The 25,075-nt window shown below is 52.5% G+C and carries 23 protein-coding genes; 9 read left to right on the top strand and 14 right to left on the bottom strand.

The annotated features are described in order from the left end of the window. Nucleotides 1-28: 28 nt before the first annotated feature. Nucleotides 29-1,510, bottom strand: coding sequence for a ketol-acid reductoisomerase (gene ilvC, locus N512_RS0109020; protein ID WP_028780109.1), 1,482 nt, complete (start codon nucleotides 1,508-1,510; stop codon nucleotides 29-31). A gap of 148 nt (nucleotides 1,511-1,658) precedes the next feature. On the opposite strand from ilvC, the gene ilvY reads away from it, so the two are divergent. Further along, nucleotides 1,659-2,531 carry an HTH-type transcriptional activator IlvY gene (ilvY, locus tag N512_RS0109015; protein WP_025010072.1) on the top strand — a complete coding sequence of 291 codons (873 nt, stop codon included), beginning with the start codon at nucleotides 1,659-1,661 and terminating at the stop codon, nucleotides 2,529-2,531. 148 nt (nucleotides 2,532-2,679) lie between these two features. Here ilvY and N512_RS0109010 read toward each other — a convergent pair whose 3' ends face one another. Beyond that, a complete protein-coding gene (locus tag N512_RS0109010) occupies nucleotides 2,680-4,011 on the bottom strand; it encodes a hemolysin family protein (RefSeq protein ID WP_025889658.1) in 1,332 nt (443 codons plus the stop codon). Between the two features lie 174 nt (nucleotides 4,012-4,185). Between N512_RS0109010 and N512_RS22665 the strand changes: the two genes are divergently transcribed. Next, entirely contained in the window at nucleotides 4,186-4,989 is an 804-nt protein-coding gene (locus N512_RS22665) for a substrate-binding periplasmic protein (protein ID WP_025010073.1), read from the top strand. A 31-nt stretch (nucleotides 4,990-5,020) separates the two neighbouring features. Here N512_RS22665 and N512_RS0109000 read toward each other — a convergent pair whose 3' ends face one another. The 4 genes from N512_RS0109000 to N512_RS0108985 all read right to left on the bottom strand — a co-directional run bounded on the left by N512_RS0109000 (nucleotide 5,021) and on the right by N512_RS0108985 (nucleotide 9,185). Next, entirely contained in the window at nucleotides 5,021-6,811 is a 1,791-nt protein-coding gene (locus N512_RS0109000) for a sensor domain-containing diguanylate cyclase (protein ID WP_051472727.1), read from the bottom strand. Continuing rightward, nucleotides 6,808-7,776, bottom strand: coding sequence for an ABC transporter substrate-binding protein (locus tag N512_RS22660; RefSeq protein WP_197021445.1), 969 nt, complete (start codon nucleotides 7,774-7,776; stop codon nucleotides 6,808-6,810). The genes N512_RS0109000 and N512_RS22660 overlap by 4 nt, the downstream gene beginning before the upstream one ends. Nucleotides 7,777-7,965: 189 nt before the next feature. Then, complete coding sequence (locus N512_RS0108990; protein ID WP_025010076.1) at nucleotides 7,966-8,214, bottom strand: hypothetical protein; 249 nt, start codon at nucleotides 8,212-8,214, stop codon at nucleotides 7,966-7,968. Nucleotides 8,215-8,369: 155 nt separating this feature from the next. Further along, the gene (locus N512_RS0108985; RefSeq protein ID WP_028780107.1) at nucleotides 8,370-9,185 is read right to left on the bottom strand and encodes an EAL domain-containing protein; all 816 of its coding nucleotides are present in this window, start codon (nucleotides 9,183-9,185) and stop codon (nucleotides 8,370-8,372) included. A 317-nt stretch (nucleotides 9,186-9,502) separates the two neighbouring features. On the opposite strand from N512_RS0108985, the gene N512_RS23750 reads away from it, so the two are divergent. The 4 genes from N512_RS23750 to N512_RS0108965 all read left to right on the top strand — a co-directional run bounded on the left by N512_RS23750 (nucleotide 9,503) and on the right by N512_RS0108965 (nucleotide 13,463). Next, nucleotides 9,503-10,300 carry a winged helix-turn-helix domain-containing protein gene (locus N512_RS23750; protein ID WP_051472725.1) on the top strand — a complete coding sequence of 266 codons (798 nt, stop codon included), beginning with the start codon at nucleotides 9,503-9,505 and terminating at the stop codon, nucleotides 10,298-10,300. Continuing rightward, entirely contained in the window at nucleotides 10,288-10,788 is a 501-nt protein-coding gene (locus N512_RS0108975) for a hypothetical protein (protein WP_025010079.1), read from the top strand. The genes N512_RS23750 and N512_RS0108975 overlap by 13 nt, the downstream gene beginning before the upstream one ends. A gap of 158 nt (nucleotides 10,789-10,946) precedes the next feature. Continuing rightward, entirely contained in the window at nucleotides 10,947-12,467 is a 1,521-nt protein-coding gene (locus tag N512_RS0108970) for a YifB family Mg chelatase-like AAA ATPase (RefSeq protein ID WP_028780106.1), read from the top strand. 99 nt (nucleotides 12,468-12,566) lie between these two features. Beyond that, nucleotides 12,567-13,463 (top strand): LysR substrate-binding domain-containing protein, encoded by an 897-nt coding sequence (locus tag N512_RS0108965; protein WP_028780105.1) that lies wholly within the window; start codon nucleotides 12,567-12,569, stop codon nucleotides 13,461-13,463. Nucleotides 13,464-13,565: 102 nt separating this feature from the next. On the opposite strand, the gene phnX is transcribed toward N512_RS0108965, so the two are convergent. The 6 genes from phnX to N512_RS0108935 all read right to left on the bottom strand — a co-directional run bounded on the left by phnX (nucleotide 13,566) and on the right by N512_RS0108935 (nucleotide 19,211). Further along, complete coding sequence (phnX, locus tag N512_RS0108960; RefSeq protein ID WP_028780104.1) at nucleotides 13,566-14,375, bottom strand: phosphonoacetaldehyde hydrolase; 810 nt, start codon at nucleotides 14,373-14,375, stop codon at nucleotides 13,566-13,568. After that, nucleotides 14,363-15,490, bottom strand: a complete 1,128-nt coding sequence (locus N512_RS22650) for a phosphonoacetaldehyde reductase (protein WP_037474562.1) — start codon at nucleotides 15,488-15,490, stop codon at nucleotides 14,363-14,365. The genes phnX and N512_RS22650 overlap by 13 nt, the downstream gene beginning before the upstream one ends. A gap of 18 nt (nucleotides 15,491-15,508) precedes the next feature. After that, nucleotides 15,509-16,312 (bottom strand): phosphonate ABC transporter, permease protein PhnE, encoded by an 804-nt coding sequence (gene phnE / locus N512_RS0108950; protein WP_028780103.1) that lies wholly within the window; start codon nucleotides 16,310-16,312, stop codon nucleotides 15,509-15,511. Next, a complete protein-coding gene (phnC, locus tag N512_RS22645; RefSeq protein ID WP_025010083.1) occupies nucleotides 16,306-17,133 on the bottom strand; it encodes a phosphonate ABC transporter ATP-binding protein in 828 nt (275 codons plus the stop codon). The genes phnE and phnC overlap by 7 nt, the downstream gene beginning before the upstream one ends. Nucleotides 17,134-17,149: 16 nt before the next feature. Then, nucleotides 17,150-17,998: a phosphonate ABC transporter substrate-binding protein gene (gene phnD / locus N512_RS0108940; RefSeq protein ID WP_028780102.1), complete on the bottom strand. Its 849-nt coding sequence runs from the start codon at nucleotides 17,996-17,998 to the stop codon at nucleotides 17,150-17,152. A gap of 109 nt (nucleotides 17,999-18,107) precedes the next feature. Further along, entirely contained in the window at nucleotides 18,108-19,211 is a 1,104-nt protein-coding gene (locus N512_RS0108935) for an OprO/OprP family phosphate-selective porin (RefSeq protein ID WP_028780101.1), read from the bottom strand. Nucleotides 19,212-19,426: 215 nt separating this feature from the next. Here N512_RS0108935 and N512_RS0108930 point away from each other — a divergent pair, with 215 nt between their 5' ends. Continuing rightward, the gene (locus tag N512_RS0108930; protein WP_028780100.1) at nucleotides 19,427-20,857 is read left to right on the top strand and encodes a PAN domain-containing protein; all 1,431 of its coding nucleotides are present in this window, start codon (nucleotides 19,427-19,429) and stop codon (nucleotides 20,855-20,857) included. A gap of 116 nt (nucleotides 20,858-20,973) precedes the next feature. Beyond that, nucleotides 20,974-21,342, top strand: a complete 369-nt coding sequence (locus tag N512_RS0108925) for a hypothetical protein (protein WP_051541835.1) — start codon at nucleotides 20,974-20,976, stop codon at nucleotides 21,340-21,342. Between the two features lie 86 nt (nucleotides 21,343-21,428). Here the strand turns inward: N512_RS0108925 and caiA are convergent, their stop codons facing one another. Next, nucleotides 21,429-22,565: a crotonobetainyl-CoA dehydrogenase gene (caiA, locus tag N512_RS0108920; protein ID WP_028780099.1), complete on the bottom strand. Its 1,137-nt coding sequence runs from the start codon at nucleotides 22,563-22,565 to the stop codon at nucleotides 21,429-21,431. A 348-nt stretch (nucleotides 22,566-22,913) separates the two neighbouring features. Between caiA and N512_RS0108915 the strand changes: the two genes are divergently transcribed. Then, on the top strand, nucleotides 22,914-23,561 hold the full coding sequence (locus N512_RS0108915) for an MBL fold metallo-hydrolase (RefSeq protein ID WP_028780098.1): 648 nt from the start codon (nucleotides 22,914-22,916) through the stop codon (nucleotides 23,559-23,561). 75 nt (nucleotides 23,562-23,636) lie between these two features. Here N512_RS0108915 and N512_RS0108910 read toward each other — a convergent pair whose 3' ends face one another. Beyond that, the gene (locus tag N512_RS0108910; protein WP_028780097.1) at nucleotides 23,637-24,956 is read right to left on the bottom strand and encodes an MFS transporter; all 1,320 of its coding nucleotides are present in this window, start codon (nucleotides 24,954-24,956) and stop codon (nucleotides 23,637-23,639) included. Between the last annotated feature and the right edge of the window lie 119 nt (nucleotides 24,957-25,075).

Here is a 25,075-nt window from a genome sequence, read left to right as displayed (position 1 = left end):
GCCGGCGGCAATTAAGCTAACGTTTACGTCAATCTTGCAGGTTTATCCTTTTCATTTCAGTCATGTAACCGCGAAGTTCGGCACCGACATATTCGACGGCCGTATGGCGAATCGCTTCGTTGACCTCGATCAGACGCAGATTATCGACCCCATTGCCCGAATCCTTGAGACCGGCGCCCAGGACCTCGGGAGAGAGGGCGTTAACATAGTCACGCAGCAGCGGCACGGCGGCATGGTTGAACAAGTAACAGCCATATTCGGCGGTATCCGAGATCACTACGTTCATCTCATAGAGGCGTTTGCGGGCTATGGTGTTGGCAATCAGCGGCGTCTCGTGCAGCGACTCGTAATAGGCCGACTCTTCGATGATCCCGGCATCCACCATGGTATCGAACGCCAGTTCCACCCCGGCCTTGATCATGGCCACCAGGAAGATCCCCTTGTCGAAATAGGTCTGCTCATCTATCTGCTCGGCGCAGGTCGGCGCCTTTTCAAAGCCGGTGTTATTGGTCTCTTCACGCCAGCGCAGCAAATTGGCGTCGTCATTGGCCCAGTCGGCCATCATAGTGGCGGAAAACTCGCCGCTGATGATGTCGTCCATATGTTTTTCAAACAGCGGAGTCAGCAACACCTTAAGCTCTTCGGCAATCTCAAACGCCTTGATCTTGGCCGGGTTGGACAGGCGATCCATCATATTGGTGATACCGCCATGCTTGAGCGCCTCTGTGATGGTTTCCCAGCCCTGCTGGATAAGCTTGGCGGCATAACCCGGCTCAACGCCATCGGCCACCATCTTGTCATAACCCAGAATCGCTCCCGTCTGCAGCATGCCGCAGAGAATGGTCTGCTCGCCCATCAGATCCGACTTCACCTCGGCGATAAACGAGGAGTGCAGCACGCCGGCGCGATCGCCGCCGGTAGCACTGGCATAGGCCTTGGCTATCTCCAGACCGTCGCCATTGGGATCATTCTCAGGATGCACTGCGATCAGTGTCGGTACCCCAAAGCCACGCTTGTATTCCTCACGCACTTCAGTACCGGGGCACTTGGGCGCCACCATGATGACAGTAATGTCCGGGCGCACCTGCATCCCCTCTTCCACTATGTTGAAGCCATGGGAATAGGACAGGGTCGCACCTTGCTTCATCAAGGGCATTACCGCATTGACCACAGGAGTGTGCTGCTTGTCAGGTGTCAGGTTCAGTACCAGATCGGCCCCGGGGATCAGCTCTTCGAAGGTGCCTACCTTGAAACCGTTTTCGGTGGCTCGCTGCCAGGAGGCGCGTTTCTCGGCTATGGCTTCGCTGCGCAGAGCATAGGCGATGTTCAGCCCTGAGTCACGCATGTTCAACCCCTGATTGAGGCCCTGGGCACCACAGCCAAGGATGACAATATTCCAGTCCTTGATATAGTCACAGCCGTTTTCAAACTCGCTGCGCTCCATAAAACGGCACTGGCTCAGCTGTGCCAACTGCTGCCGCAGATTCAGGGTATTGAAGTAATTTGCCATCTTAGCCACCTGTTTAACCGAATTCCTGGGACCAAGCCGAAACGGCTCAGTGATGCAAATCACTATAGCCCATGGTTTAAATTGCTTGAAATGATATATTCGGCATGTCATGTTGCACAAAACGCAATAATAAGAGAGGCAAAACGGCATGGATATTCGGGCGATAAAACTCTATCTGGATCTCTGCGACACCCTGCATTTTTCCCGCACCGCCACCCGGATGCATGTCAGCCCTTCAACCTTAAGCCGCACCTTGCAAAGGCTGGAAGATGAAGTGGGCAGCAAGCTGCTGGAGCGGGACAACCGCAGCGTTACCCTGACCCACGCAGGCGAAGCCTTTCGCCGCTTCGCCAGCCAGACACTGACTCAGTGGCAGGAGCTGCGCCGCGAGCTGGATCCGCAGCAAAAGCTGCTGAGGGGCACATTACAACTCTATTGCTCAGTCACAGCCGCCTACAGCCATCTGCCGGCCCTATTGGATAAGTTTCGCCGCCAGCAGCCCCTGGTCGATATCAAACTCACCACGGGTGATGCCGCCGATGCGGTGCAGGAAATTCAGCAGCAGAGGGCGGATATCGCCATCGCCGCTCTGCCGCAGGACTTTCCGCCGAGTCTGCACTTTGCCCCCATAGGAGAGGTGCCACTGTCGATTATCGCGCCCACCATCAACTGTCAGCTGCAGTCGCTGCTGGCGCAAAATCCTATTCCCTGGGAGCAACTGCCCTTTATCGTGCCAGACCACGGCCCCGGGCGTTTACGGGCCGAGCGCTGGTTCAAGGCGATGGGGATCAAGGCCAATATCTATGCCCAGGTATCGGGCCACGAGGCGATAGTGCCCATGGTGGCTCTGGGCTGCGGTGTCAGCATCACTCCGGATGTAGTGGTAGCCAACAGTCCACTGGGCGAGAGGATAAAAACCCTGGCCTCACCGGCCGAGATAGCCCCCTTTGAACTGGGGTGCTGCTGCAAGGCCAAGCGGCGCCAGGATCCCTTGGTGAGTGCGTTTCTGGAAGTGATTTAGCTAAGGAAGGTGCGAACAAGTCCCATGCGTGCTCTGCATCGGCTTACAGGCCTGGATACAAGGCGTGGTTCGAAGCAAATGGCCCTAGTCCTTTGCAAGAAGCACAACACAGCAGGCAGGCTTGTAAGCCACGCCCTTTAAGCTTGCCTTAAATATCGAGTGACTCTTCATCCTTGGGCAGTTGATCTTCCTGAGGCAAGAGGCGGGTAACCAGCAACTGGTCTACCTTGTAGGCATCTATGTCCACCACCTCAAACTTATAACCTGCGTAGTTGACCGAATCGGTGCGCTTGGGGATCTTGCGCAATGTGTACATCATAAAACCGGCGATGGTTTCATAGTTTTGGTTTTGCGGGAACTCCTCAATACCAAAGGCACGCATCACGTCGGTTATCGGCGTCACCCCGTCCACCAGCCAGGAGTTGGCGTCGCGGGGCACTATCTGCTCTTCACTTTCATGCAGCGACCAGGCGCCCATTACCGCACTTTGCAGATCGTCAGTAGTCACTATCCCCACCACCAGGGCGTATTCATTCATCACCACGGCAAAATCGGCCCTGTGATGACGGAAATATTCCATGGCTTCCGACAGGCTCAGGGTGTCGGGAATGATCAGGCTGCTGCGCACTAACGAGGTATCTTTCAAATCTATCTTGCGGCCGTTGATCACCCGGATCAGCAGCTCCTTGGCGTCTACCACCCCTTTGATATTGTCCAGCTGACCATCACAGACCAAAAACTTGTTGTGCGGATCCTCGGCGATTTTTTTCTTGATAGTGTCTTCGTCATCCTGCAGCAGAAAATACACCAGGCTCTCACGGGCAGTCATCGCAGAGGTAACACTGACAGATTGCATCTCGAACACATTCTCTATCATCTGCTGTTCGCCCTTATCCAACACACCGGCCTCGGCACCGGCATCCATGATGGCGTAGATATCGTCCGGGGTGATCTCATCATTGCGGGCAGTGGGGATCTGCAATAGCTTGAAGATACCGTTGGCCATGCCGTTGAAGATCCACACAAAGGGGCGCAGTAGAGTGATGCATATCAGCATGGGGTTCACCAGGTTAACCGCCACTTTCTCCGGTAAGGCCATGGCGACCCGTTTGGGCATCAGGTCGGCAATCAGAATAAACAGGCTGGTCACCAGCACGAAGGACAACACAAAGCTTAGCTGTCCGACCCAAGCCTGAGGGATCACATGGGCCAAAGCTGCTGCGAAGTAAGGGGTAAAAGCAGACTCACCGACAATCCCCCCCATGATGGCGACGGCATTGAGACCAATCTGCACTACGGTGAAAAAACTGCCCGGAGTGGTTTGCAACGCCAATACTTTTTCGGCGCGCAAGTCTCCCTCCTCGGCCATCTGCCGTAAACGGATTTTACGGGATGCGGCCAGAGCAATTTCGGACATGGAAAAAAAACAGCTAGTTCCGATCAGGCAAAAGATAATCACCAAATTATCGAATAAACTCATACAACACCTTAGGTTAGTTACAAAGCGCTTCTATGCCGTGCCCTTATCCAGGCCTGAAAATGGAATGACTGGGAGGTCAGAAAGGCGAACTGGTTACCGGTATGGACATTTACATGGCGAATTGAGTGGCTTTGCTATACTCCAAGAAACCCATTGCAGGCCTCTTTTACCGGAATGAAGTTCACATTATATCCGTTTGCGGCATTTTTGACAGTGATGCTTATCTCACCGGTTTCAATGGCTGAAGAAGACTCTAACGGCATTAAGTTAAGGATATGTGTCGAAGAGTCTGAATTTCCCCCCTTCAATTACTTTTCCAGAGTCGATGGTTACAAGACCCACGATAGTGACGGCTATGACATTCAGCTGCTTTATCGGCTGTTTACGCCACCACGCTGGCAGCTGCAAATCATCACCCTTCCCTGGCCAAGGTGCATGCTGGAAGTGGAACAGGGCAAGATAGACGCTGCCATGAGCGCCTCGGCCAATCCCGAGCGACGGCGAAAGTTCCTGCTGTCGCGCTCCTATTACTATCTCACCCCAGGGGTGGTCTTTCTCAAGCGTCGTTTCCCGCAGGGCTTGAGGTTCAACTCACTGACCGAGCTGGCACAGCTGGGCACAGTTTGCGGCATTCGCGGTTTCAATTATCGTAACTTCGGTTGGGACAACTCTCAGCCATTGTCCCTGAGCAAAGATCTGCCGTTGATCCCCGAATTATTGATCCGGGGCCGGTGTGACTTCTTTCTGGCACGACTGGAGATTTTCAGCGGCACCTTGAAACTGATGGATCGCGATCCACAGGTCATAGGGCTGGCAACGCAAGCCATTCCCAACACTCGGCCAGAACCCTTCTATATGCTGGTTTCCAGGCAAAGCCCACACAAGATGGCGCTGCTGGAAGAGTTCAATACCGGTGTAACCCAATTGGAAAAAAGCGGCGAACTGCAGCTGTTACTGCAAACATTCACCGGCCACTGATCCCCCGTGTTACTCCGTCAGAAACCAAGTGTTATTCCGCCAGAAACCAAGTGTTGCGTCCCAAATGCTTGGCCTGATAAAGCGCCTTGTCTGCCACTCGAATAACCTCACTCAAATCCTGTTCATCCCGGGGCAGAAGTGCCAGCCCAAGACTTATGGTGACTATGCCTGCGGGCGATGCTGCGTGAGAGATCTGCAACGCCCTGACTCGATTCAACAGGGTTTCAGCCAAATCCTTGGCTTGCCGGCGGTCGACTCCCGGCAAGACCAGAGCAAATTCCTCGCCGCCGACCCTGGCCAACAAGGCTGATTCAGGAAGCGCTTTTTGCATGGTCTGCGCCAGGCGCTGCAGCACACTGTCACCGGCCGGATGACCGAAACTGTCGTTGAAGGCCTTGAAGTGATCCACATCCAGCATGATCAGTGCACCGGCTTCTTCCGAGGCCAGCAGCCGCGCCAGAGATTCGGTAAAGGGGCGGCGATTGGCCAACCCGGTAAGCTCATCGGTTTCCGACAGCTGCTTGAGCTTGTGATTCAGCCCCAACAGCTCCCGCTGCAGCCCCAGCATCTGCAAGTCCCTGCGCTCCCTGACCAAGAGTTCATTGAGCGCAGCGGCAAACTGGGTCAGCATGGCACGGCGGGACTGCGGCCACGGCTGAGGTGATTGACCATTACTCAGCGACAATACCCCCAACAGATCGTGACCATCGGTAATGGCAAACAGTGCCAGGGAACGTAACTGCAACTGCTTGAGCAGACGATATTCCGCATCCGCCTCTGGCCTCAGGGTTTCCACATCTTCCACCACCATCATCTGGCGGGAGTTGAGCTGCTCTGAAAAACGATTCAACTCACTGATATCTATGTAGCGTGAAGCCTGAGGGTCACCCCGGCGGCTCCAGACACTGCGGTAGCAGAGTTGCTGCTCTTTTATCTCCAACAAGGCGACCCGTTCGACGGCAAACAATTCGGCAATCTGACGGCCAACATCGGCCAGGGCCTGATTGACTTCTCCCGGCTGCAACTTCAAAAATTGTAATGACAGATCCGCCAACAACTCATTGGCTCTGGCCTGCCAAGCCAGCTCCTTATGGCTTAGCTCTACCAACTCAGACAACTGCCTTTGCCCCCGGGCCAGATGTCTCTGTTGCCAACGTTTGCGGGCAAAATCGGTTCTAATACGTCGATACATCTGCTCTATGGCGCGGGCGACACTGCCAATTTCATCCTGATTCGCCGCACCAACCGCATCGGGCAAGGGCACTTTTCGCGGTTGCCCCAAATCTATGCGGTTGACGTATGCGGCCAGTGCCGCCAATCTTCCGGTAACCAGGCTACGTACCAGCGTCAGGATCACATAGATCATCAGCAGGGTTTTCAAGCCATTACCCACGACGATCAGAATCATCTGTCGCCACAACTCATAATAGAGTTGGTTGCGGCTGCGCTGAACCTTGAGCTCACCTATCTGTTGCTGACGGTAGATGATTGGAAACAGAAAGGTCTCATTATCCTGGGCCTGATTATTTCCCACCTGCAGGGCAATCCCGTCGGCACTGGACAAAGACGCGCCGGAAACATAGGGCTGCATGCCTATGCCAATCAGTATGTCCCGCAGCAGCTTATGGTCCACATCCCAAATGGCCTGCGCCATGCCGGGCAGATTTGCCTCGACATATTCATGTAACCTGCGATTGCTGCCTTCAACGCCATCCTGATAGTTCCAGAACAGCTGGGCCGCCATGGTCACCAAGGCAAAAAATGAACTGACACCTATGATAACCAGGGTCATCTTGTGACTGATGACGGAGCTTTGTTTCAATGCGTTACTTCCGATGTCTGTTGGTACCAGGCGAGCAGTGCCCGCCAATTTCGTTGCTCGAGCAGATTGAAAGGCTCAGTGCCCGGCACCAGAAGCCTGAACATTGGGGGAACCTTCTCATTCCATGGCCTGGCCTCGCTGTCGTCACGGATGCGCATGAGCGCCTCTGCCCCCGCCAGCAAATGACCGCCGCCCAAGACACTGATGTACCCCTGACTACGCCAATCAAGTACCTTGGAGGAAGTGTTGATACTGGCGATGAAAATATCCTCTCCAGGTCTGAGCCCCTTGTCCTCCAATGCCGCAATGGCACCAAAGGCCATATGATCGTTGGCGGTCCAAATCCCTTCCAGCCCGGGGTAACGATTCAGCAACACCTGAGTCTGCGCCCTGGCTCTCTGTTCTTGCCAGTGACCATAGACGAGTTGCAGCGGTTCTATCCCCGCCTGCCGAAAACCGTTTAAAGCTCCTTGAGTCCGTTCGATAGACGCCGGTGTCCCCTTGTCACCTGAGATCAATAATACCTTGCCCTGCCGCTTATTCCCCATTTGCATTAACAGCGCCTGGGCGGTCAGAAAACCTATTCTTTCATTGTCCGGAACCAATGGTGGCAGCAAATGCTGCTGCCAATAAGGCTCCTGCAACAATGAATGACGCGCCTTGGGCTCAATATCATTGAGCAGCAGTAGCGTTTTAAAGGGGAGCCCTTCAAAGGCTGCCAGCATTTTTGCGGCAACATTTTTTTCATTGACCAAAATGACATACCGGGGCAATTGCTCGCGAGCCGCCAACTCTTGTGCCAGGGCTATCATCCTGAAATGATCCCTGTTGGCATGCAGTATTTCCAACTCAATGTTGAGCTCGGCCGCCGCCACCAACATCAGCTTATCTATATCACCCCAGAAACTCTCTTGAGCAGAGCCTGGATTAATAAAGCTGACCCGTAACGGATGAGCTTGAGCCAATACCTTGGTCGGGTAGTTCAGAAAAACCGTCAGCAAAAGCAGAAAAAGGGAAAGGAGTTTACGTGGTGGAGTGAATAAATCACTCCACCACGTATTAAATAGACTCAACAGCAAGGCATCCATCCCCCAGCAAACAATGCATATCGTATACCGGAGAATTAAAACACAGATGGGCTGCCCTTTTGGAGATTAATTAACCTCTGGCAAACTTTCCAGAAGCTGATAACCCATTTCGTTGAGTTGATCATTAACGCAAGTCAGCAGATATTCCTGACGTTCTTCGGCTGGCACCGCGTCTTCATCGGCCATTTGCAAACAGGCTTGCTGCAGTTGTTGAATATCGGTTTCACTGGCTTGAGGCAAGGCGTTTTCTTCATCAGCTGCCAGGGCAGCACCACTGAGTAACATACCGGCCAGCAGCAGAGTTAAGCTTTTCATCTTGTTTCCTTGTGTGAGTAAAGTGCCATCCCATGGGGCAGCACAGAGAAGTCTCACACAATCTATCAGTAGATTTTACATTCAGATAACGAGAAATTTTTGCCGTGACAGTGACCTTTTTTATCCGTTAAACAAGTGAATTAGCGCCTGCGACATCACCCAAAGGCATGCCGGTGCAACTCTATTTGCGCCAGCTTTTCCGGCTGGGAAAACAGGTATCCCTGCAAACCATCATAGGGTACCAACTCCATCGCCAAAAATTGCTCCAGCGTCTCTACCTTTTCAACAATCACCTTAATCTGAGCTTGATTTTTTAATTGATATATATAGTCAATAAAATCCAACCTGACTTTTTCTGATTTTTCAAAACCGCGGGGAAGGATCAATTTGATATAATCGACGCAAGCAGTATTAATCCAATGCCGTCTCAAATCACCTTTAGGCTCAAAGTCATCCAAAGCAAATTTAACACCAAAATCATGTAACTTGGCGATACTGGCAAAAGCAGTTGTAGCAATCTTGGCTGACAAACGTTCCGTGATTTCAACAACCAACTCCACCTCTTGTTGTTTCAATGTTTCTTTTAGCCAAACCAATTCAGCCTCTAAAGAGGAGATGATTCTAGCTTCTATATTGATAAACAGCCGTGCAATTTTGTGGCCAGCCAGGGCCAAAACATCGAGATGCCTGTAATCAATAGCCGCCAATTGATGCAACTGCTCCAGAGATAAATTCAATAGCTCTTTTTGATGCAGATTGGCATAGAAGCCTTCCACACTTAAGCATAGCTTTCCAGGCCTGAATAATACTTCATAAGCCACCTCTTGGGCACAGCCGCTTATTTTTCTGGCAACTATCTCCTGAAAATGGGCTTCAGTTAATGGTGCGTTATTGTACTCATTAAACAGCTTGCCTATGCTGCCCGGCTCATTGCCGGAATCCGTATTGTCACATCTCTGCTGCGTAAGCATGTTTCCCCCTTGATAGCACTGAACAGCAACAACCCGACAAACAGACCAGCATTCGGTTACACTATGCATTTTGCGGGATCAAGGCAGAGATTCTCACCAGTGGAGTTAATCCCGGAGTTATAAAAACTAATAAATGGAGCCTAAGGGATACCCACTATTGACAACACAGGTATTTAGCTTAAGAATCAATAACTTGCAAAATTAACACTCTATTGATTAATGAAACATTATCTCAACAACAGGATTTTTTATTACTTATTATTAGGGCGTAAAACATGTAGAAACTTAAATTAAAAACAAAAACAATAGGAATAAAAATGGACATCACTAAAGGTAGGAAAACAATCACAGCTCGCCAAAACAACGACAATCCAATTATCAAAACAGACACCAAAGGATATAAATGTTCAATTCCAGAATTTTATATATTAAAAGAGCTATACCTCAGTCGAGGTCAAGCAGTAAGCAGAGATAAACTCTTGGATGCCGGCTGGCATGGAAGAATTGTTTCCCCCAATTCTATTCCAGTTGCTATTGCCAATCTGAGAAGAATATTCAGAGAGATCTCCGGCAACAATATTATATTCACCAAGAAAGGTTTTGGTTACGGCCTTGATACACTTCAGGGCAATATCCAGCTGGAGTTCATCAATGACAACATTAATCCAGCTTATACCGAGGCGGTAACGCCTATCCCACAAAAGTTCAATTTCAGCTTAAGACGAATTCTGTATATCACAAGCATATCATTGGCATTATTCTTTGTACCATTCGCAATAACAAAAGCGCTGACACACACGCCACCAAGAATAAAAATATACACCAACGGAATAAATAAGATAATTACTATATCAAGGATCAAGAACACAATAGACAAGCAAGCCATAAACTCAGTCATTGAAGAACTAAACTATCAACTCATTGGCACTGTAGACTTCTATGAAATTGGGAGAACAATAAAGGATAACAGAGACACTATTATCTTGAGCCATAGATCAGGTTTATTTTCCATCGACTGCATTAATAAATCGCATAACAGTATTAATACCTATGTCAGTTATGCAGATGCCTCAATACTCAATAAGCTGAAGGATGGAACTGTATGCCAAAGTTAAAAAAACTGCTGCCAATCACCATCCCTCTAGCCCTCTTGCTGAGTTCCATCATCATTAACCTTCTATATGACTATCACGAGGTTCAGGACATAGATGGCATGTACCAGATGATCAAGGAAGTAGAAGGCCCTGATAAGCAGGTCAAGCGCATCACTTTTTCCCTCTACATAGATATTGATTCAGAAAGCTTCTGGGGGCTGTTGCAACTGAGTGACAACAAAGAAAAAACGGATGGGAAAATACTCTTTTCCGGCAAGGTCTCCAGGCTGGTATTGCACGACAATGCAGTTCAGGTCGAACAGGTTAAAGTCTACCCTGTCTCAGCCGATTCGCTGGAAGTCTTGTTTGCCAACCCTGCACTGTCACTGTTGAAGCTCTTGCTGGCGACTGACTATAAAGTGGTGTGGCACTACACTTTGGTCGACCAAATTTTCTGCTTCTCCAATGAAACAGACACCAGTCTAAGGTGTATGAAGAAAGTCATCTAATCCCACCTTCCAGTGGTGATAGCTATTGGTGCAGTCCATTCCCGGGTTCTGGAAACCTCTGTCGATAAGGCCAGAACCGCTATTCCCTCAAGCCACTGTAAATCCAGGCAACTGCTACACTCTACTGAATCAGGGAAGCGCACTACAAAGGAACTGTTATGCCCATAGCCAGAGTTGCCACCCGAGCCGCCAAAGGTGTGGAGGCGCCTCAGGTACTGGTCGAAGCTCACCTCTCCAACGGCCTGCCGGCCTTCAATCTGGTGGGGTTGCCGGAAGCTTCGGTCAAGGAAGCCAGAGAAAGAGTCCGCAGCGCCATAATCAATGCGGGTTTTGAATTCCCCATGCGCAGGATAACCATCAATCTGGCACCGGCCGATCTGCCCAAGCAGGGTGGACGTTACGACCTTCCTATTGCCATTGGCATTCTGGCAGCATCCGGGCAACTGCCACTGAAATCTCTGGACGATCATGAATTTGTCGGTGAGCTTGGGCTGTCCGGTGAGGTCAGGCACTGCACTGGTATCCTGCCGGTGATCATCGCCGCCCGTCAAAGAGGCATCAAACTGGTATTGCCACAGGATAACCGCAGTGAGGCCGATTTGGTGGGCTACCGGCAATGTTGCCTGGCCCAGCACCTGCAACATATCGCCGCCTATCTGCACGGGCAACAAACCCTGCCGGGGATAGTGCCGGGAACCGAATGGCTGGAACAGTCAAAGCCGCACTCGAGTGATTGCCTGTCGGAGGTCATAGGCCAATATCAAGCCAAACAAGCACTGGAAATCACTGCCGCCGGCGGGCATAACCTGCTGATGCTGGGGCCACCTGGCACAGGCAAAACCATGCTGGCCAGCCGGATAATCTCACTCCTGCCCCCCATGAGTTATGAAGAGGCGCTGGAAGTGGCTGCGATTCATTCAGTGGCCGGTATGGCCACTGAGCCGGGGGAGTTTTATCGCCGCCCGTTTCGCGCTCCGCACCACACCAGCTCCGCCATCTCTTTGGTGGGTGGCGGCTCGATTCCCAAACCCGGCGAGATTTCACTGGCTCACCTGGGAGTGCTGTTTCTCGATGAAATTGCCGAGTTTCCCCGCAAGGTACTCGACTGCTTGCGTGAACCCATGGAAACCGGCCATGTCATCATCTCCCGCGCCGCAGCCAAACTGCGCTTCGATGCCCGTTTTCAACTCATCGCCGCCATGAATCCCAGCCCTTGTGGAGATGCCGGCCCGGGAAGCCGCGCCAGCCCAGAGCAGATCCGCCGTTACCTGGCCCGGCTGTCAGGCCCTTTCATTGACAGATTCGACCTCACCATTGAGGTGCCCAAACTCCCGCCAGGCGCCTTGACCTCAGAGGCGGCGCAGGGTGAAACCAGTGAGCAGATAGCCGCCAGAGTCGCTGCGGCCAGGGAACTACAACTCAGCCGCGCCGGCGTACTCAATAGTCAGTTGGGCAGTAAGGCATTGAAGCAGGCAGGTTTCAAACCCGGCGATCTGGCGTTTCTCGAACAGAGTGTCAATCAGCTGGGATTATCGGTGCGCAGCTTTCATCGGCTGCAACGAGTGGCACGCACAATAGCCGATCTGCAGCTCAGCCCCATGGTCGAGCGGCGCCATCTGGCCCAGGCCCTGGGTTATCGGGCAATGGACCGTTTGCTGGCCAGCCTGCAACAGCTCTGATCTCTGCTCTTATATCCTGGTTGTATCCAGGTCATGTCATAGTGGCGTCATAAATTGGTAGCAAAATTATGCCATCAGCCCCTGTTTACTCGTGAAAAGATGCCCAAGCCTCAAATTTCACTCGCTCAGATCCGCGCCTTCTGTGCTCTGGCGCAGCAGCGCAGTTTTAAAGAGGCCGCCGAACACCTGCAAGTATCGCAACCCTCTATCATCAATCAGATAGCCTCTTTGGAAGAAGCCTATGGCGCCAAGCTGTTTCTGCGCCAGCGGGAAAATAATCGCCTGACCCAGCTCGGGGTAGCGCTGTTGCCTTCATTCAGGGCAATACTCAGCCAGCTGAAAGAAGCCGAGTTTATTTTGCTTTCCCACAGCATAAGCCAAACCGGCGAGCTGCATATCGCCGCCGTCAACCCTGTCAGACTGTCGGCCATAGTGCGCGAGTTTCGGCTTATTTACCCCAACATCAAGGTCAATATCACCTTTGCCGCCTCCAACAAGGTATTGCAACTGCTGGAGACAGAAGCTGTGGATGCCGGTTTCTTTGTCCTGCCGCAGAGTCAGCCAGGGCTGCAGGCTTTCCATTATTATCGCTATAAGCTGATGGCGATTTTGCCAAGAGACCATCGGCTGTGCCGTAAGGACACCCTGAGCATAGAAGACTTTGCCAATGAGGAGCTATTGATCCGCGAGCCAGGTTCCCTGACTCGCAAGCTGTTTCTTGGCGCGCTGCAAAACGCGGGCATTGTCCCTCAGCTTGCCTATGAGCTGGGCAGCCGCGAATCGGTGCGCGAAGCTGTCGCCCAGGGCCTGGGTATCTCTGTGGTGGCCGAGGATGAGCATACGCCCCACGAACAGGTAGTAACCAAGCGGATTGTCAGTGACCAGCTCAAGGCCAGCAGCAGCCTGGTGGTGCACAATAAACAGCTCAACTCCCCCATGATAAAGACCCTGATAGCCCTAGTCGCCCAGCACAAGGATACCCAGATAAGTGTTTGATCCCGGCTTGCCGGCACTGGTTAAACGCAATCCAGTCATACAAAAAAGCAGCCCTTTCCTGCTGGAGAATAAGGGCTGCTTAACAGTGATTTTACTTGAATATCAGGGCCGCTCACCCCGTGCCAATCTGGCGTTGATATCCAGCACTACCTCAGGCAACTGCGCAATAGTATCAATGATGTAGTGCGCCCCTGCAGCAGCCAGATTGACAGAAGCGGTACGGCGGGCAAACACCTTGTCGGCCTCGGTAGCAGCCAGAAAGTCTGCCAGTGTCATACCGGATTCGTTACCGGAAAGACTCAGACCTACAGTCCACATGCCGGCACTGCGCCCTTCGTGAATGCCAGGCGCCGAATCATCCACCTTGAGGCAATGTCCAACATCGTTAATCCCCAGATTAAGCACGTTTTGCAGCGCCATCCAGGGGCCGGGACGGCCACCGGCACTGAGTTCACCGGTAGCGACCACAGAGTCGGGAACAAAGCCGCGCGCCTTGGCCGCCGGCAACAACTCAGCCATCACTTCTCTCGGATAACCGCTGCAAGAACCTATTTTGATCTCTTGCTGCCTGAGCCAGGCTACTGTCTCCAGCGTCCCCGGGATAAGGTCGGCAAACTCGCCGACCTTGGCAATTTGCAACGGCATAAAACGCCGGTAGATAGCATCGACATCCTCATCACTCATGGTACGGCCAAATTGCGCCAACCAGCGTTCGGCGATGGCAGGAATATCACCCAGAGCGCGAATATGGTCCCACTTACCCAACCCCATGGGGCCACGGGCTTCCTTGAGTGAAAGTTCGAAATCATAGGCCTGGGCAAAGGCCTCGACAAAGATACTGGTCGGTGCAAAGGAACCAAAGTCCACTGTGGTTCCGGCCCAATCGAATATCACACCTGCTACTTTTGACATGAAATTACCTCATCCATCTGAAAACTTTGTTGATAGAGCGCCAACAGGCGCTGCGGGTCGCCGCTGAAGTTGCGCCCTCGCTGACCATCGGCCGCTTCGGCTACCAGTGCCAGCCACTGCTGGGGCCGATAACCATAACGTCTGGGGTCAACATCGATACCCAGCCTGAGCAGTAGCTGTTCCAACCGCTCTGCGGCCAATAGTGGCGGGCAACCAAAAACCTGCTCCAACAGCGGCTGTACTTGGGTATCGCCACTCATGGCGCGGATGATCATCGGCAGAGTAAAGCTGCATGCTTGGCCGTGGCTGACCCCTTTTTCCAACGTCACCCGGTAGGAGATGTTATGTGCCAGTGAGGTCTTGGTATTGGAAAACGCCAATCCGGCAAACAGGGAGGCCAGCTGCAGTGTCTCCCGTAGTGCCAGTTCATGACTGCAAAGCTTAAGCCTAGGTAGCTGAGATAAAATCATCTGTGCTGCTCTCACTGCATATTGACTGCTCAGCGGATTCCGGTTGTGATTCCACAGGCTTTCCAGCGCATGAGACAGGGCATCGAGTGCGGTAGAAATGCTGAGATTCAGTGGCAAACTCAAGGTCAACTCGGGCTCCAACAAGGCGCTCCGGGCATAAAGCGCCGGGTGCGCCAAGGAGTGCTTACGCTGCGTCTCGGGATCCCAAACCGTGGCCCAGCAGGTCACTTCGCTGCCGGTACCCGAGGTGGTGGGAATCGCGATATAGGGCAAGGGCGCCACGGGCTCGGCTCCATTGAGCATGGCTCTCAGGCGGTCAAAATCGCCCCCTGTGGCACAAAGTACCTTGCAGGCATCTATCACCGAGCCACCGCCCAACGCCAACAGCAGCGCTGGCTTGGCCGGCAGAGCCTGTAATTGCCGACACAGACGCTGCAGGTTGGCCAGTGAAGGATTGTCTTCCACATCGGTCAAGCAAGCCAGTGGTGGCCTACCGGCTGCGGCAATCACCCGCTCTGCCATGGTCGTAAACGTCTGCCCTGGGTGGGTCAGCAGCACGTAGTCTTGTTGTGCCACCCGGGATTCAAGGGCGCGCAGGGCCCCCAGCCCTGTAATTATCTCTACAGGATTGTGATATCTGTACATCTTGTTGTGGTCCTGAAATCAGCGAATAAAACTGCGTAATCTGGCGGAGATGATGTCGGTAGCAAACACCAGCAAGAGGATAACCAGCACACAAGCGGCGGTATTCTCATACTCGAATAACTTCATGGTGGTCATCAGCTCAAAGCCTATGCCTCCGGCGCCGACCATTCCCAGAATAGTGGAGATACGGATATTGGCTTCCAGGCGGTACAGCACCACCCCGATCCATGCCGGCAATACCTGCGGCAGTATGCCGAATAGCACGATTTTCGGCGTAGAGCAACCTGAGGCGCGCATCGCCTCTATCGGGCCCTGATCAATCTCTTCAATCGCTTCAGAGAAGAACTTGCCCACCATGCCTGCACCATGCACTGCCAACGCCAGCACACCGGCAAAGGGCCCAAGGCCAACGGCGGCTACGAAGATCAGTGCCAGAATAATTTCATTTATGCCCCTGAGCACGTTCAGCACCTGACGACTGCTGTGATAGAGCCAGGCGTTGGGTGACAGATTACGGGCAGCCAGCAAGCTGACCGGCACGGCCAACACTATGGACAACAGAGTCCCCAACAGCGCAATTTGCAAGGTCTGCAGCGCAGGGCCTATCAAGTTGTCAGTGATATAGCTTAGATTGGGAGGCAACATGCGGCCGATAAAGTCGGCTATCCAGGGCAGTCCCTGCACTAATTTGCCAATTTCAGTGTCTGTGCCTGTCACCGTCCAGCTGAGTGTGGCCAGCGAGACCAAAGCTATGGGCAGCAACACCCACCAGCCCATGGGGCCACGTGGCGCATTGGCCACAAATCGATACTGTTTCAACATAGGGCCTCCTTCAACACCGGTGCGCCGGCCTTCTTGCGCCGCAGTTCCTCAGCGGTGCGACTGACCAACTTGGCAATGCCTTCATCTTCCAGGCCGGGATAAATTTGCGCCACTATCTCGGGGGTCAGCTCCTCGGGCTTGCCGTTGAAGACTATGTGGCCGCCGGAGATCCCTATGATCCTTTGGCCGAATTCCATGGCGTAATCTATCTGGTGCAGGTTGCAGAGCACGGCGATATTGTTCTTGCGGCTCACTTCGCGGATATACCCAAGGATCTGTCTTGAGGTCTTGGGATCGAGACTGGCCACTGGCTCGTCGGCCAATATAAGGTCAGGCTCCTGGGCCAGCGCCCTGGCGATGCCAACCCTTTGCTGCTGGCCACCGCTGAGGTTATCGGCGCGATTCCAGGCCTTCTCCTCCAGTCCAACCTGGGCGATGGCGTTCAATGCCGCCTCCACATCCTGTTTGGGAAACAGCTGCAACAGACAGGCCCAGAAGGGGATCTTGGCCATGCGCCCGGTGAGCACGTTTTTGATTACAGATAAACGATCAACAAGATTATGATGCTGAAACACCATCGCAATTCGCTGAGATAATATTCGGTAGGCATGCTTGTCTCCCACAGGATAGGACTCGCCGTCGATCAACACCTCACCGCTGGAAGGCGGCGTCAGGCGGTTGATGCAGCGCAGCAGCGTGGACTTTCCCGCCCCCGAGGGGCCGAGTACCACGACAAACTCACCGGCTTCGACCTTGAAGTTGATATCTTCCAATACCCGGGTCTCGCCGTATGCTTTACTCAAGTTTCTGACTTCAATCATCTTTCTGACCCTGCCATTACTGCCGTGCCAACTTGGCCGCTTCGCGGACAACATCGTATGCGGCATCATCTGTAGCCACATAGCGATTGACCTCCCCCTGATCGCCGAACTGCAGATTCTTCAGGCTCAGGAAGGCAGTGCGGATCTTCTGCTTGTCTTCTTCGGCCAGGTCTTTACGCCAAACCATGGGAGACTCGGGGATAGCCGGCGAGCGCCAAACCACACGGTATTCCTCACTGCCGATCATGCCTTTGTCGACGGCGGCACTGAGGATCCTGTCGGCCACAGTCGCAGCATCCACCCGGCGATGTTTCACTGCCAGTATGTTGGCATCGTGAGCCCCTGTGTAGATGAGGTTGGCAAAGTCGTCTTTGGGTTCAATACCGGCATGCTTCAATCCCACCATAGGAAACACATAACCTGAGGTGGAAGTGGGGTCGACAAAGGCGAAATCTTTACCCTTAAGATCCTGAATACCTTTGATATCTGAATCAGCTCTGGCGATGATCTGGCTGTGATAGGCCACAGCGCCCTTCTTCTTGGTTTCGGCCACCACAAAGGCCTCAACATCCGTGACCTGAGTCGCCTTGACATAAGAGAAGGGACCCAGATAGGCGATATCAATATGCTTGGCTCTCAGCGCTTCTATCACCCCGTTGTAGTCGGTAGCAACAAAGCCTTCGACCTTAACCCCCAATTGTTTACCCAGTTCATCCATCAACGCCTGTGACTGTTTGATCATGGCTCGGGAATCTTCCGATGGGATCAAGGCTATTTTCAGCGACTCCAATGCCAGCGCGCTTTGGCTGAAAAGAGCCGCCCCGCTAAGGCTCAGAGTGAGCAGCAGTTGATTGAGCTTGTTCATCTTGTTTTCCTCGCTGTGCTATTGAACCTGCGCCTGCCGGCGTAACAGAAACGTCATTATTACGTCATATCAAGACAGAACTGTGACAACCCCAGGCGCAGCCATTGAATTAAAAGGCGTACTGGAACCTGGCCCGCAGTTCACTGCCGCTGAACTCGTTCCCCAGCAGGTCCTCGGCTTCACCCTTGGAGTAGTTGAGGCCCAAACGGACATTTTTATCTGCGTAGTAGTTCACCCCCAGGGTGTACATATTGCCGTCGTACAGTTGAGTGCTCTTGTCCAGGCCAATATCACCATAGTTGCCGTCGCCCTGTTCGAACCTCAATACCAGCTCCCAGGCACCATAGGCATTGCCCGGTTTGACCCGGCCGAAGTTGCCTTGCTTGTAAGGACGGGATTCCCCGGTAATCACCCAGCCGCCCTGAACATAGAAACCGTCGAGATCTTCATCGCCGAACTCGCTGCCGAAGTATTCCGCCTGCAAATGCAAAGGGCCGCTACTGGCAGCCAGTTCCAGGCCATAGCCCTTGACCTCGTCTTCGCTGACATCGGCATCACGCTGGGTGTAGCTGGCGCCTAAGTGAATAACGGCATCACCTACTTGGTAGGGGGTATAAGTAAAGCGACCTGTCATCGCCTTATGTTCGAAGTCGTTGCCACCGTCGCCATCTGACTCAAATACCCCCAGGGCATAGGTCCAGTTGCTTCCGACACCGTGCAGTTTGACCCCGAGCGCCCGGCCCGGACTGTGCAGTTCAGTCATGGCACTGCGTTCAAGGGCTGAAATATCCTTGGAGCTCATCAGGCGTTCCAGGCCGAAAGGCTCGGCCTGTTTACCTATGGTGATCTGCGCCTGTTTGCCAAATCCCAGGTAGCTCAGATAGAGGTCTTCGGCATTGCCCCCCTTGCCACCGTCACTCTCGGCAATGTTGAACTGCGCCTTGTAACCCCAGTCACCGACATGCCCTTTGACATACAAACGTGCCCGGCGCACATCGAAGTCCTCGGTATCGAGCTGGTTATCTTTTGATTCGGTGGCGTCATAGTCGAATTGCAAGCGACCACCCAACTGAAAAGTGGCCGATTTGTCGTGATTGGCGACCTTGATGCCGCCATCAGTATTCAGAGTAAATTGCAACGGAGCCGATTCTTCGGCCAGGGCTGGAGTCGCCGCCATCATGGGCAGCAACAGGCAAGCTAAGGTGGAGCGCATTTCATAGGTCCTCGTCTGTGTTCGAATGCAGCCATTCTCAACAGAGGCAATGACACTCGGGTGACCCGGGGCTTGCTTTTGCCTAGCCGTAATTAACTAAAACTGAATCAGGATTCACAGCCCCGTCATTAGCTTTCACTGAAATAAACCGGGAACCCATAACCGGGGAAGAGGCAGATACCCACTTGCCTTCCCTATAAAGCAAGGAGCTAACAATGAAAACTTCACCCCTGAGTCTCAGCCTATTGCTGCTGGTCGCGGCCGGCGCCCAGGCGAGCGACAATCCGCTGTCCAGGTTTGAGATGACAGACAATGCTGCGATTTCCGGTTACAACTCAGAGAAGTTGTCCGGGGTAACCGCGGCTCAATGTGCCAGTGCCTGTCTTGAGGAAGGACGCAGTTGGTGCGTCTCTTTTGATTATCACAAACAGAATCAATCCTGCGATCTCAGCGACAAACGCGCGGCCGATGTCGGTGGACTCAAGACAGATTATCCCGGTAACCCCTATGCCCATTACAGCTTGAAGCCCAGTTCACTCGAACAGTTTGTTCATGTGGAGCAAGCCTTTTTACCCGGGTACAACAGCGAACAGCTGCCCGGCCTGAGCGCAGAGGCCTGTGCCGATGCCTGTGTCGATGATCAGAGAAGCTATTGGTGTCAGTCATTCAACTACCACACCCAAAGCGGTAATTGCAGCCTCAGCAGCCAGAGAGCCGCCGACGTAGGTGGCCTGCAGCTCAATAAGGGGCAACAGCCGATGGACTATTATGAGCGCTTCGACAGCCACGGCATCAAGAACCCGATACCCGGTAATAAACACATTCTGGTGATAGGACTGGACGGTTTGAGGGGCGATGCCATCCAATGTGAGGATTGCGCCGAGACGCCGGCACTGGATAGCCTGATTGCAACAGGCGCCTTTCACAACAATCTGCTGGCCGGTGGACACCAGTCCACCTTCAGTGGGCCAGGTTGGTCCAGCGTCTTCACCGGATTCTGGGCCGATAAACACGGCGTCCACTCCAACGACAGCAGCCTGATGCTGCAAAAACCTCATGTCTTTGATCTGATAAAGCAGGCCTACCCTACCGCAACCACGGCGCTGGTTGCCGATTGGTTCAATCTGACCCACAACCTGAAACCCGCCAAGGCCGATCTCGTGGTCAGCAATGCCAACAAGAACTCACAACAGGCTACAGACACGGTCAAACAGTGGCTGGGCTGGCAAAACCCACCCACGGCCATCTTCTACTATCTGCATAACACAGATATTCATACCCATGCCTATGCACCACTGCATCCCACCTATCAGCAAAAGATACGCGACGAAGATCAGCAGATAGCCCAAGTGCTGCAAGCGCTGACCTCAAGGCCCAACTATCAGGACGAAGATTGGTTGATTCTGGTGACTTCAGATCACGGCGGTTTGGGAACCGGTCATGGCGGCCAGAGTGCCGGCGAGCGCAATACCTTTCTGATCCTCAACAACAGCCTGGATAACCCGGGCATTAGCCCCTATTGCCAGGGAGATTTAAGCCAAACCGCCATGACGCAGGTCGATGGAGTGACCCCACATATCCTCGATTTCCTCGGGCTTGGCAACAACACTGAAGGTGTTATACATCCAAGCTGTGGTAAGCATTAACCAGCCGATGGGTGGACACTGAGTTCAGTGCTCACCCATCAATTCACTTGGCTTCAGACTAGGTACAGGCCGCCTTTGTTACAGTAAAACGCCATTTCACTGACAAGGAGCCCAAGATGAAACCACTGATGCGTTCCCTTTCCATCAGCTCCATGCTGACATTAACCGCCTTACTCTGGGGTTGCAGCGATGTCATCAGCGAACAATACCCCACCGAGGCCGAAGCACGGGCTGAAGGAGTATTCGAGCGAGGCTGGCTGCCACCGATATTGCCGCCCTCGGCCACGGAGATAAAGGTCAACAATGATCTGGACAACAACAGCTCCAGCGGCAGTTTCCGTCTGCCCGCCGCGGCAATGAGCGAGTTCACTTCTCAGTTAAAAGCCGAAGAAGGCCTGGCCAACAGCTGGTATTACCGCGAAGGCGACTCCCTGTGGATCTTCCGCCTGACCCAGGACGGAGTTATCCAGTACCAACTGCAGTAAGGCTTCAGATAGGTAACGGTTGCAGCTTGGCCAACAGGAAGACCAACTCGGCCACATTGTGGGCGGTATCTGTCTTTACCTAAAGACTACACATACTCCCGGAGCACTTCCCGGCCCAGCGTCAGCACCTGCATCTCTTCCGAGCCGCCGGAAACTCTGTCGACCCGCAGATCGCGCCAGAAACGGCTGATGCGATGCTCGCCGGTGATCCCCTGGCCGCCAAACACCTGCATGGCATTGTCAACCACATCGAAGGCCGCCTTGGAGCAGTAGAGCTTACACTTGGCGGCATCGCCCGGGGTCATCTGGCCGTTGTCGGCCTTCCAGGCGGTGTGATAAATCATGTTCTTCATGTTGGTGAGCTGCACCGACATATAGGCAAACTTTTCCTGGATCAGCTGTGTCTTGGCGATCGGCAAGTCAAACTGTACCCGCTTGTTGGCGTAACGGGCGGCATCTTCGAAGGCGCAATAGGCGCAACCATAGTTGCTGCAGGCAATGAGGAAACGCTCCAGATCAAACTCCTTCTTCACCCTGGCAAACCCGTTGCCTTCGGTACCGAAAAAGTCCTTTTCCTCCAGCTCTACGTTGTCGAACTCCACCACACAGCAACTGTCCATCTTCAGTCCCAGCTTGGGCAAGTGGCTGACAGAGATTCCCGGTTTACTCATATCGACAAAAAATTCGGAGAAAATTGGTTCGAAGCTGGCGGAATCTTTGGCCATCACCACCAGGTAAGGGGTCTCGGCGGCACTGGTGATATAACATTTGGTGCCATTGAGGTAGACCTTGCCCTTCTTTCGGGTATAAGTGGTCTGTAGGCTGCGAACATCCGAGCCGGCATCCGGCTCGGTGACCGCCGAGTTCCACACCTGTTTGCCGGTACCTATATAGGCCATGATCTTGTCGATCTGCTCCTGGGTGCCTTCCTGCAATATAGTGGGAAAACCCGCCATCTGATAAAGCACATAGGTTGGCGCACCGAGACGGCCCAACTCTTCCCAGATCAAGGCCAGAGTCACCAGACCGGCATCGCTGCCACCGTATTCTTCCGGAAGCAGCAAACTGTCCAGCCCCAGCTTGGCCAGCTCTTTGACAAAACGTTCAGGATATTCATTGTTGTCATCGCAGGCGGAGAAATAGCGCTCCCAGTCCTCCTGTGACATCAGGTCTCTTACTCCTGCAATAAATGCTTCTTGTTCGTTTGTCAGTCGATAGTTCATCGATACCTCAGCAAGTTTTCATCAGTAAGCAGGACGCCTGTCTAAACTCTGTGACAGGTACCTACGGCAGTATAACCCCAGGCATATTCGAGTCAATCCAGATAGAAATGCTGGAACATGGTCAATATTATAGAAATTAGCCCGCAATCCCTTTGAGCCATTTCACAATAATCCAAGTGAAATAGATTATTGAACAATAAGGTATAAATTTAAAGCCTGAAGCAATCCATTTAATTAATTTAAATATAAAATCACAGAAAATAATTTTTGATTTATTGAGCAATATCAACCAATAGAATCCATCGACAAGTAAACTCAGTTTATAGTTATATAATTGTGGAGATATAAATGGCAAAAAATGTAAACTTCAAAATTATTCCTGTAACTCATTACAAACAAAATACCTGTATTGTTTGGCAAGATGGTTGCAACAAGGCTGCTGTAATAGACCCAGGTGGTGAAGTAGAAAAGATAACAAGTTTTATTGAAGACAATAAACTGGAGCTGGATAAGATACTCCTGACCCATGGCCATATAGATCATATCGGCGCGGCCAGATTATTGGCCAAGAGTTCATCTTCCGAAATACTCGGCCCTCATAAGGATGATACTTTTCTGTTTGATATGTTGCCGGAGGAATGTCGTCTATATCAATTTCCCCACTGTGATGTCTTTTATCCAGACCGCTTTCTTGAGCAGGATGACACTATTTGGGTCGGCGAGTTACAACTTCAGGTGATTCATTGCCCGGGCCATACACCAGGCCACCTGGTATTCTTTGCCCCAGCGGCCAAGTTGGCCTGGGTTGGCGATGTGCTGTTCAGACACTCCATAGGCCGCTGCGATTTTCCCGGCGGTAATCACGCGGCGCTACTGGATTCCATCAAGAACAAACTCTGGCCGCTGGGGGGAGATACTTGCTTTATTCCCGGTCATGGCCCCATGTCCACTTTTGCTGAAGAGCGGCGCCACAACCCTTATGTCGCCGACCGTTGAAGCTGTTGCCGCCTCCCATGAGGCGGCGATTTCTCAGTAATTGATAACTAACGATAGATGATTAGTATTTTATAATCAGTGCTTTACAAATCCTGCAACACTGGTGTCCGCCAGGGTCATGCCACGGGTTTCCGGTGCCAGCAAGATGGAAACCACCAAGCCCAACAGTGAAATACCGGCACCGGCCATCATGGTCCAGGAAACACCATAAGCGTTCATAAACACAGGCAAGGCATAGGTCGAGAGTATGGTGCCTATACGGCTGAAAGACATCACGGCACCCACGGCCGAAGCGCGGATATCGGTAGGGAACAGCTCATTGGGGTAGAGCCACTGCAAGATCCCAGGGCCTCCGGAGCAGAAGGCGTACATGCCAAAGGCCGCAATCACGACCCAGATACCAGGCGAGGAAACCAGCCCCAGCATGGCCAGCGACAAGGTCATCATGGCAAAGCTGATGATAAGCAGTGGTCGACGGCCCATGGAATCCAGCCAATACATGGCCGGAATACAACCTATGATAAAGAAGGTACTGATAATAATGTTGCCAAGCGCCGAGTCTTTGCCATCGTAAAAACCCAAGGCCCCGACTATCTGCGGCCCAAAGGTGTAGATGGCAAACATGGGAATGATCTGGCAGGTCCAAATTGTGCCGATAAAGATGATCATGGTGAAGTTGCGTTTTTCGAACAGCTTACGATACTGGGTATCGATCTTCTCTTCCGCTTCAATATGAATATTGCCGCCAAAGTACTGTTGCATAACTTGTTTGTACTCAGCGATACGGCCCTTGCGCAGTAGCCAGCGTGGAGACTCGGGCAGATGGAAACGCCCAAGCAGGATTACCAGACAAGGGATCAGGCCGCTGCCGAGCATCCAGCGCCAGCCCCCTTCAACGTCATAAAGCAGATAACCTACCGCATTGGCCGCAGTAGCGCCCACATACCACATCAAGGCTATGAAGCCCATGGTAAAGGCCCGCTTCTTGGTTGGGGAAAACTCGGCCACCATGGAGGTGGCAATGGGGTAATCGGCCCCTATCACTACCCCGATAAGGAAGCGCATCACCACTAACTCTATCGGCGATGAAACGAACATAGTGGCGACAGATAACACGGCTATCGCTATGATATCTATTAGAAACATTAACTTACGACCGAATAGGTCGGCGATGTAACCAAAGAGTGCGGTACCGACAAATAGGCCCACCAGGGTAGATGCCCCAACCAGGCCTATCCAGTTGGCATCCAGCTGCATTTCAGGGATCAGTTGCTCAAGCGCCAGGCCAATAATGACCAGAATATAACCGTCGAGGAAGGGACCACCACTGCCCCAAAACATGATTTTCTTATGTAATGGCGTAAACTCCATTTCATCGAACTTTTTAGCTTTCATATGCTAATCTCTTATATTAAACCAATAAACATGGTTGATTTATTCGTTCACAAAATGTGCCATTAATCTTCAGCCTGATTTCTCAGTCGAGAAATACTGAATAAAAAATGGGACTAAAA

This window comes from Shewanella sp. 38A_GOM-205m (genome assembly GCF_000518445.1).
GTDB lineage: Bacteria > Pseudomonadota > Gammaproteobacteria > Enterobacterales > Shewanellaceae > Shewanella > Shewanella algae.
This window is presented reverse-complemented; position numbering and strand designations above follow the sequence as displayed.